Origin of the sequence: Herbiconiux sp., assembly GCF_023264895.1 — a bacterium.
GTDB lineage: Bacteria > Actinomycetota > Actinomycetes > Actinomycetales > Microbacteriaceae > Herbiconiux.
Genome location: NZ_JAHFUY010000122.1, coordinates 1 through 10,614, shown reverse-complemented (window position 1 = coordinate 10,614; position 10,614 = coordinate 1). Strand labels below are relative to the sequence as shown.

Annotated in this window: 12 protein-coding genes and 1 riboswitch; of the genes, 3 read left to right on the top strand and 9 right to left on the bottom strand. The window is 70.2% G+C overall.

Annotated elements, in window-relative coordinates:
- From gcvP to Q0D57_RS17855, 6 genes are all read right to left on the bottom strand, one after another.
- On the bottom strand, positions 1 to 1,994 hold a 1,994-nt coding region (gene gcvP / locus Q0D57_RS17880; protein ID WP_291046610.1), incomplete at its 3' end, for an aminomethyl-transferring glycine dehydrogenase.
- A gap of 129 nt (positions 1,995 to 2,123) precedes the next feature.
- Entirely contained in the window at positions 2,124 to 2,501 is a 378-nt protein-coding gene (gene gcvH, locus Q0D57_RS17875) for a glycine cleavage system protein GcvH (RefSeq protein ID WP_291046600.1), read from the bottom strand.
- Position 2,502: 1 nt separating this feature from the next.
- On the bottom strand, positions 2,503 to 3,639 hold the full coding sequence (gene gcvT / locus Q0D57_RS17870) for a glycine cleavage system aminomethyltransferase GcvT (RefSeq protein WP_291046598.1): 1,137 nt from the start codon (positions 3,637 to 3,639) through the stop codon (positions 2,503 to 2,505).
- 168 nt (positions 3,640 to 3,807) lie between these two features.
- Positions 3,808 to 3,916: riboswitch (glycine riboswitch) on the bottom strand.
- 52 nt (positions 3,917 to 3,968) lie between these two features.
- The gene (locus tag Q0D57_RS17865) at positions 3,969 to 4,718 is read right to left on the bottom strand and encodes a copper resistance CopC family protein (protein ID WP_291046596.1); all 750 of its coding nucleotides are present in this window, start codon (positions 4,716 to 4,718) and stop codon (positions 3,969 to 3,971) included.
- A 29-nt stretch (positions 4,719 to 4,747) separates the two neighbouring features.
- Complete coding sequence (locus Q0D57_RS17860) at positions 4,748 to 5,743, bottom strand: acyl-CoA desaturase (RefSeq protein WP_366518641.1); 996 nt, start codon at positions 5,741 to 5,743, stop codon at positions 4,748 to 4,750.
- Positions 5,744 to 6,032: 289 nt separating this feature from the next.
- Complete coding sequence (locus Q0D57_RS17855; RefSeq protein WP_259530705.1) at positions 6,033 to 6,239, bottom strand: cold-shock protein; 207 nt, start codon at positions 6,237 to 6,239, stop codon at positions 6,033 to 6,035.
- Between the two features lie 234 nt (positions 6,240 to 6,473).
- Between Q0D57_RS17855 and lgt the strand changes: the two genes are divergently transcribed.
- On the top strand, positions 6,474 to 7,478 hold the full coding sequence (gene lgt, locus Q0D57_RS17850) for a prolipoprotein diacylglyceryl transferase (protein WP_291046603.1): 1,005 nt from the start codon (positions 6,474 to 6,476) through the stop codon (positions 7,476 to 7,478).
- Positions 7,479 to 7,493: 15 nt separating this feature from the next.
- Positions 7,494 to 8,081 (top strand): carboxymuconolactone decarboxylase family protein, encoded by a 588-nt coding sequence (locus Q0D57_RS17845; RefSeq protein ID WP_291046592.1) that lies wholly within the window; start codon positions 7,494 to 7,496, stop codon positions 8,079 to 8,081.
- Here Q0D57_RS17845 and Q0D57_RS17840 read toward each other — a convergent pair.
- The 3 genes from Q0D57_RS17840 to Q0D57_RS17830 all read right to left on the bottom strand — a co-directional run bounded on the left by Q0D57_RS17840 (position 8,078) and on the right by Q0D57_RS17830 (position 10,246).
- The gene (locus Q0D57_RS17840) at positions 8,078 to 8,917 is read right to left on the bottom strand and encodes a hypothetical protein (RefSeq protein WP_291046590.1); all 840 of its coding nucleotides are present in this window, start codon (positions 8,915 to 8,917) and stop codon (positions 8,078 to 8,080) included. The two genes, Q0D57_RS17845 and Q0D57_RS17840, sit on opposite strands and share 4 nt — an antisense overlap.
- Positions 8,918 to 9,105: 188 nt before the next feature.
- On the bottom strand, positions 9,106 to 9,564 hold the full coding sequence (locus Q0D57_RS17835; RefSeq protein WP_291046587.1) for an aromatic ring-opening dioxygenase LigA: 459 nt from the start codon (positions 9,562 to 9,564) through the stop codon (positions 9,106 to 9,108).
- A gap of 79 nt (positions 9,565 to 9,643) precedes the next feature.
- A complete protein-coding gene (locus tag Q0D57_RS17830) occupies positions 9,644 to 10,246 on the bottom strand; it encodes an LON peptidase substrate-binding domain-containing protein (RefSeq protein ID WP_291046584.1) in 603 nt (200 codons plus the stop codon).
- 36 nt (positions 10,247 to 10,282) lie between these two features.
- On the opposite strand from Q0D57_RS17830, the gene Q0D57_RS17825 reads away from it, so the two are divergent.
- A partial coding sequence (locus Q0D57_RS17825; RefSeq protein WP_291046582.1) for a DUF427 domain-containing protein occupies positions 10,283 to 10,614 on the top strand: 332 nt, incomplete at its 3' end.

Below are 10,614 nucleotides of genomic sequence, written 5' to 3'. Positions count from 1 at the left end.
TTGAGGTTGGCGCCGTCGACGTAGACCTGACCGCCCGCTTCGTGCACGAGACGGCAGATCTCGGTGACCTCGTGCTCGTAGACGCCGTGGGTGGAGGGGTAGGTGATCATGAGGGCCGCGAGATCGGCGCTGTGGGCCTCGATCTTCGCCCGCAGGTCGTCGAGGTCGACGTTGCCGAGCTCGTCGCAGGCCACGACGACCACCTTCATGCCCGCGAGCACGGCCGACGCGGCGTTCGTGCCGTGCGCGCTCGAGGGGATGAGGCACACGGTGCGCGCCTCGTCGCCCCGCGAGCGGTGGTAGCCGCGGATGGCGAGGAGACCGGCGAGCTCGCCCTGGCTGCCCGCGTTCGGCTGCAGCGACACGGAGTCGTACCCCGTGACCTCGGCGAGCCACTGCTCGAGCTGGCGCACGAGCTCGAGGTAGCCTGCCACGTCGGCCTTCGGGGCGAAGGGGTGGATGCCGGCGAACTCGCGCCAGGTCACGGCCTCCATCTCGCTCGCGGCGTTGAGCTTCATGGTGCAGGAGCCGAGCGGGATCATGCCCCGGTCGAGGGCGTAGTCGGCGTCGGCGAGGCGCTTGAGGTAGCGCATCATGCTCGTCTCCGAGCGGTGCGTGTTGAACACCGGATGCGTGAGGTACTCGCTCGAGCGCACGAGGCCATCGGGGATGGACGGCTCGGGGATGGACGGCTCGGCGATGGACGGCTCGGCGCTCCCGGCGCCGAAGGCGTGGGCGAGCTCGAGCAGGTCGCGTTCGATCGTGGTCTCGTCGAGCGCGATCCGCACGGTGTCGTCGTCGACCACACCGATCAGCAGCCCGTGCTCGTGCGCGTCGGCCCCGAGGCCACGCGCTCGGCCGGGCACCCGCACCAGCAGCGTGTCGAAGAAGTCGGCGTGCACGATCTCGTGACCTGCCGACGCGAGCCTCGCGGCGAGGTCCCGTGCCGATCCGTTGACGCCTTCGGCGATGGCGCGGAGCCCTTCGGGACCGTGATAGACCGCGTACATGCCCGCCATCACGGCGAGGAGCACCTGCGCGGTGCAGATGTTCGAGGTGGCCTTCTCCCGGCGTATGTGCTGCTCGCGCGCCTGCAGGCTGAGCCGGTAGGCGGGGTGGCCCGCCGCATCCACGCTCACGCCCACGAGGCGACCGGGGAGCTGACGCTCGAGCCCCGCGCGCACCGCCATGTAGCCTGCGTGCGGGCCGCCGAACCCCATGGGAACGCCGAAGCGCTGGCTCGTGCCGACGGCGACGTCGGCGCCGAGCTCGCCGGGCGAGGTCACGAGCGTGAGGGCGAGCAGATCGGCGGCCACCACGGCGATGCCGCCGGCGGCCTGCACGGTGCCGATCACCTCGGCGGGGTTCCAGAGGCGCCCCGAGGCGCCCGGGTACTGCACGAACACCCCGAACGCGTCGACGTCGGCGCCCGAGAGCGGATGCGACGGGTGGTCGACCGAGTCGAGCACCGTCACGACGATGTCGATCCCCACGGCCTCGGCGCGGTCGCGGAGGAGCGAGATGGTCTGCGGGAACGCGTCGGCGTCGACCAGGAAGCGGTTCGAGCGGCTCTTGGACGCGCGGCGGGCGAGCAGCATGCCCTCCACGGCGGCCGTGGCCTCGTCGAGCATCGACGCGTTCGCGGTGGCGAGACCGGTGAGGTCGGCGACCATGGTCTGGAAGTTGATCAGCGCCTCGAGCCGCCCCTGCGAGATCTCGGGCTGGTAGGGGGTGTACGCCGTGTACCAGCTGGGGTTCTCGAGCACGTTCCGCTTGATCACCGCGGGGGTCACGGTGTCGTAGTAGCCGAGGCCGAGGTAGGAGCGGGACACGCGGTTCTGCCCGGCGAGGGCGCGCAGCTCGGCGACGGCCTCGCGCTCGGTGGCGGCCGGCGGCACGAGGGAGTCGGCGAGCGAGCGGTCCAACTGGATGGCGGTGGGCACGGCGGCGCGCATGAGGTCGGCGGTCGTGTCGTAGCCGATCGTCTGGAGCATGTGCCGCTGAGCCGCGGCGTCCGTGCCGATGTGGCGGGAGGCGAAGAGGTCGGTGCGGCGGGCGGTCTCGGTCAGGCCTTGGGTGCCGGTGCCGGTGCCGGTGCGGCGTGCGGTGTCGGTCATCGGCGATCAGGCCCCGGCGCCCGTGAGCGCACCGTACTCGTCGGCGCTCAGCAGGGTCGGCAGCTCGGTGAACTCGACCTTGATCAGCCAGCCCTCGCCGAGCGGATCGCTGTTGACGAGCTCGGGCGAGTCGACCACGGCGGCGTTCGTCTCCACGACGGTGCCGTCGACGGGAGCGAAGAGCTCGCCCACCGACTTCGTCGACTCGATCTCGCCCACGACGCTGCCGCCGGAGATCTCGGTGCCCGCCTCGGGGAGGTCGAGGTAGACGATGTCGCCGAGCTGGGCCGCGGCGTAGGCGGTGATGCCGATCGTGGCGACGGAGCCCTCGACGAGCACCCACTCGTGCTCGGCGGTGTAGCGGAGGTCGGTGTTCTCGGTCATGTCAGTCCTTCTTCCGGCGGTAGAACGGGAGGGTCGTGGTGCGGTAGCCGAGGCGCGTGCCCCGGATGTCGATGGAGAGCAGATTGCCCGGCTCCTGGAACCCGGGATCGACGTAGGCCAGGGCGATCGGCTTGCCGAGCGTCGGCGAGAGCGCGCCGCTCGTGACCTCGCCGATCGGCGTGGTCGAGTCGTCGGAGGCGTAGACGAGGTAGCCGGCCCTCGCGGCGCGGCGGCCGTCGCCCTCGAGGCCCACCAGCACCCGCGCGTCGGCTCCGGGGCCGCGCTCGAGGGCCTCGCGGCCCACGAAGGCGGGCTTGCCGAGCGCCGGCACCCGGCCGAGCCCGGCCTGCACGGGCTGGGTGTGCAGGCCGAGCTCGTGACCGTAGAGCGGCATGCCCGCCTCGAGGCGGAGCGTGTCGCGGCTCGCGAGCCCCGCCGGCACGAGGCCGAGGGGATCGCCGGCCAGGGAAACGGCCTGCCAGAGCGCCTCGGCCCGGGAGGGCTCGAGGTAGAGCTCGAAGCCGTCCTCCCCGGTGTAGCCGGTGCGGGCGAGCAGCACGGGTGCACCCTCGAACGAGGCCGGGATGGCCCGGTAGTAGCGGAGCGCGTCGATGCCGACGGCGTCGAGGCCCGCGGTCGCCTCGAGGATCGCCCGGGAGGCGGGGCCCTGCACGGCGATGAGAGCGGTGTCGTCGCTCACGTCGGCGAGCTCGAACGGCCCGGCGGATGAGGTCGCCAGCGCGACGCGCTCCTCGAGCGCGGCGGCGACGGGCTCCCGGTTGGAGGCGTTCGCGACCACGAGGAAATCGACGTCGCCGGTGCGGTAGACCACCAGGTCGTCGATGATCCCGCCGTCGTCGGCGAGCAGGAGCGAGTACTTCGCCTGGCCGACCTCGATGGCCGAGAGCTTCCCGGCGAGGGCGACATCGAGGAACGCGGCAGCACCCTCACCCGAGACCCGGAACTCGGCCATGTGCGAGAGGTCGAAGAGCGCGGCGGCCGTGCGCACGGCGTGGTGCTCGGCGAGATCGCTCGAGTAGCGCACCGGCATCTGCCAGCCCGCGAAGTCGGTGAAGGAGGCGCCCGCCGCCGCGTGCACGCTGTGCAGCGGGGAGGATCGGGGTGCGGTCGAGGTCACGAGTTCTCCGTTTCCCCACGAGCGTCACGGCTCGTGGGCGTCGGGAGCGCAGATGCGCTCCGAGAACTCCCCCTCTGTCATCGTGCCTGAGAGTTTCACGACGGCGGGGCCGTCGCTTTCACCGTGGGCGAGCCGCCGTCGAAGCCGCGGACTGCTTTCCAGAGTGGCCAGTTCGACACGGTACGAGGACCTGAGAGATTATCGGGGAGGATTGCTCCTTCGGTGCCGTCGCAGTCGCCTCCGTGGAGGTTCGCGCCGGCTCTCCCGCGTCGGCCTAGTGGCCAGCGGTATTCAGTTGAGGGGTGCTACGCGATCGAGCATAGCGCCGGTCAGCGCCGGTCGTCGCCACCCGCGCGCATCCGGCGCAGCACGAGCACCACGATGGCGGCGAGCACGCCGAGGCCGGCGAGCACGATCAGCACCACGGCCCAGCCGGGGAGGGCCGCTGCCGAGAGGTCGGCGTCGACCGCCGACGCGGCGGCGGAGTCGGAGTCGGACGTCTCGGCTGCGGGCGTCGGTGTCGCGGCACTGCCGGCCTCGTCGACCGGTGCCGGCGACGCGGCCGTGCTGGGCTCGTCGACGGGGGCGCCATCGGGCTCTCCCGCCCAGGGCTCGCCGCAGACGGCCGGATCGGTCAGGCCGTCGTGCGCACCATCCAACGTGGCCGGGGAGTAGTCGAACTCGTACTGCCCCGAGGTGGGGTGGCCGTCGGAGGAGACGACCTGCCAGGTGACCGTGTAGCCACCGGCGTCGCCCAGGGCGATCGGGGTCGTGACCGACGAGTCGGCGATCGCGACGCATCCGCTCTCGTAGTGCATGCCCTCGGCGTCGGTGACCTGCACGGCGAAGCCGTCGGTGGTCTCGCCGATCGCCATCAGCGTGTCGGAGTAGGTGAGCGAGACCGTGCCCGGATCCGTGCTGATCGACTCGCCCGCGGCGGGCGCCGACGACTCGAGGGCGTCGTGCGCCGACGCCCCTGCCGCTGGCACGGTTGCCAGCGCGAGGGCCAGAGCGATGGCGCCGGTCATGGTCAGGGCCGGGGTCAGGAGGCCGGCTGCGCCGGTGCGCGAGGAGCTCACCCCAGCAGGATAGCCGGGACGGGCGGAGCTCACGCCCGGCGGGTGCGGTACTGGTTGACCAGCGGGCAGTCGAACGGGTCCGGAGCCGACAGCCCGACCTTGTTCATGTAGGTGACGACCTGCTTGTGCGCCTCGAAGAACGAGGTCTCGGTGTAGGGGATCTTGTGCGTCTCGCAGTACTCCCGCACGATCGGCCGCACCTTCACGAGGCTCGGGCGGGGCATGTTCGGGAACAGGTGGTGCTCGGTCTGCAGGTCGAGGCCGCCCATGAAGATGGTCATGCCCCAGTTGCCCTTGATGTTGCGCGACGAGAGCACCTGCTTCGAGAGGAAGTCGACCCGCGAACCGGCGGGGAAGACCTTCATGCCCACGTGGTTGGGGGCGAAGGATGCACCCATGTAGAGCCCGAAGACGGCCAGCTGCACACCGAGGAAGGCGAACGCCATGCCGAGGGGCAGGAAGTAGAAGATGACGGCCACGTAGGCCACGAGGCGAACACCGATGAACCACAGCTCGAGCTGACGGCCCTCGACGGGCTTCTTGCCGAAGAGGGTCTTGAACGAGAGGAAGTGGAGGTTCAGGCCCTCGAGCAGGAGGAGCGGGTAGAGCAGCCAGCCCTGCTTGCGGGTGAGCAGTGCCCAGCCGCCCTTGCGGGTCGCGGCGTCTTCCGGGGTGAACGACACGAAGTCGATGTCGATGTCGGGGTCTTTGCCCACGGTGTTCGGGTTGCCGTGGTGGCGGGTGTGCTTCGACATCCACCAGGCGTAGCTCATGCCCACGAACGCGGTCGCGAGCGTGCGGCCGGCGCGGTCGTTGGCCTTGTTCGACTCGAACACCTGACGGTGCGAGGCCTCGTGGGCGAGGAACGCGAACTGCGTGAAGATGAGGCCGAGAGCCCCGGCGATGAGCAGCTGGAACCAGCTGTCGCCGAGCAGCACGAAGCCGGCGGCCGCGCCGCCGAGGGCGAGCAGCAGCGCGCCGAACACCACGTAGTAGAAGGTGCGGCGCTTGCGCAGCAGACCCATGTCTCGCACCGTGGTGAGGAGCTCTGAGTAAGCGGCCGTGGGGTGGGCGGCGCCGGTCTTGCGCGGGAGGGTGGCACGCGGGGAAGTGGAGTTCGAGATGCTCAAAGGCCTGCTCACTGGTATCGAATCGGCTTCACAGCCGCGGTGCTGAGCAATTGCCCTAGAAGATGTCTTCAACCTACGCGGTCAACCTGCGTATCGTCCGCACATCGGCCGGTACCTGCCGGTTAAAAAGAGAAGAACCCGCGCCGCCGAAGCGGACGCGGGTTCTTCGAAGAGGTCGGAGACCTTAGCCGAGGGGGGTGATGTTCTCAGCCTGCAGGCCCTTGCGGCCCTGGGTCACGTCGAACTCGACGCGCTGGTTCTCTTCGAGGTTCTTGTAGCCCGAACCGGTGATGCCGGAGTGGTGGGCGAACACGTCTTCTCCACCGTCATCGGGGGAGATGAAGCCGAAGCCCTTTTCGGAGTTGAACCATTTCACGGTGCCTTGAGGCATTGTTTTCTCTTTTCGAGGTAAGCGGCCCCGCCTGTCGGGGCCTACCGTCGCGGTGCACTTTGTTCCGCTCCTCAGAAAAACAAGCCCTCTCGCTCTCGACAGAAATCGAGGAAGAAGACCCTATTCAAGATTCATGGGTAACACAACAACTGTCTCAAGCTTAGCCGTCAAGTGCGAGATCGGCTACAGTTCTGCGGCATTGCGCCAGAACCTTTAGAATTCAGCGTGCCCACAATCACTCCGCTCAGCATCCCGAGCCCGGATCCGGTGTTCCAGTCGTTCAACATCGGCCCGCTCACGATCCACCTCTACGCCCTCTTCATCCTCGCCGGCATCATCGTGGCGATGCTGATGGTGAACCAGAGGCTCACCAAGCGCGGAGGCGAATCCGGTGTCGTCATCGACATCGTGCTGTTCGCGGTGCCGCTCGGCATCGTGGGAGCCCGGTTCTATCACGTGTTCACGCACATGGGCGACTACTTCTACCCCGGTGCGAACATCTTCAACATCTTCGCGATCTGGGACGGCGGCAACGCCCTCTACGGCTCGCTCATCGGCGGAGCGATCGGCGCGTGGATCGGCTGCCGCTTCGCGGGCATCCGGTTGTGGTCGTTCGCCGACGCTCTCGCGCCCGCGATGCTGGCCGCCCAGGCCATCGGCCGCCTCGGCAACTACGTCAACCACGAGCTGTTCGGCCTGCCGACCACGCTCCCCTGGGGCCTCGAGATCGAGTCGACCAACCCGGCCTTCCCCGCGGGGCTCGCCGAGGGCACGCTGTTCCACCCCCTCTTCCTCTACGAGATCATCTGGAACGTCGCCGGCATCGTGCTGCTGCTCGCCCTGGAGCGCAAGTTCCAGCTCCGCTGGGGCAAGCTGTTCGCCCTCTACCTCGTCTGGTACGGGCTCGGCCGCTCGTGGCTCGAGGCCATCCGCATCGACCCGACCACCGACACCTTCCTCGGCATCCCGGCGAACGTGTGGGCCTCGTTCGTGGCGATCGCACTCGGCATCGTGCTCTTCGTGGTGCAGTCGCGCCGCCACCCCGGCCTCGAGCCGTCGGTGTACACGCCGGGCCGCGGCCCGCGCGAGGTCAAGCCCAAGAAGGGCGCCGTGCCGGCCACCGACACCGCGGCCGAGGGCTCCGACGAGGCTGCCGAGTCCCAGGCCGACGCCGAGGGCGACGCCCTCACCGGCGACGAGCGCTGGACCGAAGAGGAGCTTTCCTCCAGCAAGCCGTAGTGGCACCATGGCGGCATGACGATCATCCGGACGACCCCTGACGGCGAGGCCGAGGGTCTCGTGGCCGAGCTCTATCACGACGACGTGCGGAGCCTCGGGCACGTGGCGACCCACACCCGTGTGATGGCGGTGAACCCGGAGGCCGTGGTCGCGTTCGAGGGGCTCGTGCGCGCCGTCGTGGCGCAGCTGGGCCTCCGCCGCTACGAGCTCGTGACCCTCGCCGCGGCCAAGGGCACCGGATCGGCGCACTGCCGGCTGGCCCACGGCTCCCGGGTGCTGTCGCTCGGGCTCGCCACGGAGGCGGAGCTCGAGGTCGTCGCCCGCGACCATCGCGAGGCGGGGCGCGTCGGCATCCTCTCCCCCGCCGAGGTCGCCATGATGACGTTCGCCGAGACCGTCAGCACGCATCCGGCGGCGATGACGGAGGCGGATTCGACCGCCCTGCGGGAGCACGGCTTCAGCGACCGCGAGATCGTCGACATCACCCTGGCGGCTGCCGTGCGGAACTACTACTCCACGGCGCTCCAGGCGCTCGCGGTCGACGTCGACGTGCCGGAGCAGCTGAGCCCGGGGCTTCGGGCAGCCCTCGTGCCGGGGCTCTAGACCGCCGTCGCGGTGGTGCCGCCCGGCTTGCCTGCGGCGGCCCTCACCTCGTGCGGCAGGTCTTCGAGGCGGCGCCGGTCGCGGATGGCGACGAGCCCGATGCAGGCCACCCAGACGAGCCACGGGAACGTCGCGAGCATGGCCGTGGCCGCTCCCCCGGCGGCGAAGAACGAGTCGGGGCTCGTGCCGCCGAACATCGTGGGCACGCTCAGGAGGTTGAGGGCGGCGACCGCGTAGGCGAGCCAGCCCGTCCACCGCGGGAAGGCCTCCGAGGTGACGATGAGGTAGCCGGAGGCCGCCGCCACGAGGGCGTTGAGCGTGCAGCCGATGGAGCCGAACATGAGGGTGTGACCGACCGTCAGCGCCCGGAGCGACGACGCATCCGGAGCGAGGCCCATGGTGTCGAGGGCCGTGCCGCCCTCCATGGCGTCGCCGACCAGAGTGACCGCGATGAAGAGCAGGCCCGAGGCGAACGCGATGTCGGCGATCCACTGCAGGTCGGGCCGGGTGTGGGTGATGAGCTGGCGGAATCCGCTCAGGAACACGATCAGCGACGCCATGAGGAACGTGTCGATGAGGATCGTGAAGAGGGTCTGGTTGGCGGTGCGCGCCATGAAGTCGGCGAGTGCCGCGCTGTCGTCGAGGGTGGGCCGCGCGCCCACGAGGAGGGCCTGCACGAGGAACTCGACCACCATGAGGCCGGCCACCGCAATGGCCGAGAGGCCCGTCCAGAGCCGCACGTCGGGGTTGAGCCGGCCGTTCTTCACCACGGTGATCATGTGGCGCTGGCGGTGCTGCCGCTGCTCGTGGTGGTGAAAGTTCTGGGTCTCAGGCATCGCGCTTCCCCCGGTGTCTCTCGGCGACGTGTCCCGTCACAGTACCAAGCACGTGCGCCTCGGGCTCTCTCGGAGGCGGGCCGGGTAGCGCCAACTGCGCCAAACCCTCCCCTGTGGCGCAGGTGGCGCTACCCCGGCGAGCGAGATCGTCGTGGGCGCGGCGGTGCTCGACGCGGGCGCGGGCGTCGTCAGTCGCGGGTGCGGCGGAGCTGGGTTCCGGCGATGAGGAGGAGGGCGCCGAGGCCCGCGGCGAAGGCGCTCACGCCGAAGGCGAGCACCGAGGTCATGAGCGAGGTGCGGAGCGAGGCCGCGGTGGCGAGCGACGCGCTCTGGCCGCGCAGGGCGCGCTCCTCGTCGCTGCCGGACTCGACCTGGCGGAGGGCGGCGCTGATGTCGGCGAACGTGCGGCCGCCGGCACCCCGCTCGGCGTTGCCCTTGATCACGAGGGCCTCGACGTAGGCCGTCACGGGGCCCTGCACCGTCCTGCCGGCGAACGCGGGCGCGTTGCCCGGAACCTCGATCTTCTCGTCGCGGAGCTGCTTCGAGATGACGAACCAGGCCCCCGATCCGACGGTCAGGAAGAGCGAGCCCGCGGCCACGGCGAGGCCGCCCACGCGACGGAGGGAGGCGGTGGAGGAGGTCGTCATGCACCCGAGCCTACGCGGCGGCGGTGGGTTCCTCCTGTCCACGCAGAGGACCAGAGCTCCTGGCCCGTCTACAGAGGGCTCACGGGGCGGCCCGGAGCTCCTCGGCCTCGAGGACCAGATCGATCGTCTGACGGAGGAGTCCCCCCATCGATGTCGACCTCAACAGGGTGTACCGGTCGTACTCGCCGAGCGGGGCGATCGCCGCCAGTTGCCATACGGCGGCGACGGGGTCGTCCGAGAGCTCGAGATCGGCATCCGACTGCCGCTCCTCGACGCGGGCGATCGCACGGCGGACGATCGCTTCCGCCTGGGCCCGCAGCGGTGCGAGCGCCTCGGACCACTCCAGCGCCGGCAGCGACGAGAGCTCGGCCCTGGGGTACGGATCCTCGTCGACCCAGCGCTCGACCGTGAACCGCCGGGTCCCGACTCCGACGACGACGAGGTCGTCGGCGCCCGCGGTGGCGCTCACGAGACGAGCCATCGTCCCGACCGAGGCGCGCTGGTCGCCACCCCCGGCCTCGGACCCGCGCTCGATGAGGACGACGCCGAACTCGAACCCCGGTTCGTCCTCGTCGAGAAGCCGCCCGATCATCCTGAGATACCGCGGCTCGAACACCCGGAGCGGGATCGGCACGCCGGGGAACAGAACCGATCCGAGCGGGAACATCGGTGAGGCGGCCATACCCCCAGTGAAGCACCGCCGACGTAGAGTGAACAGGTGCCCCGACCGCGCCCGAAGACCCCAGGACCAGGACAGGAGTCCGTCTGGGACTACCCGCGGCCGCCGCGCGTCGAGCGCGTCACCGCGCCGGTCACGATCCGTCTGGGCGGGCAGCTCATCGCCGAGACCCGAGACGCCGTGCGGGTGCTCGAGACCAGCCATCCGCCGGTCTACTATCTCCCGATCGCGGACTTCGCGGCCGGCTCGCTCGTCGATGCCGACGGCTCGTCGTTCTGCGAGTTCAAGGGCGCCGCACGCTATCTCGACGTCCGGGGCGGAGACGAGGTGCGTTCGGCGTGCGCGTGGAACTACCCGAAGCCGGCGCCGGG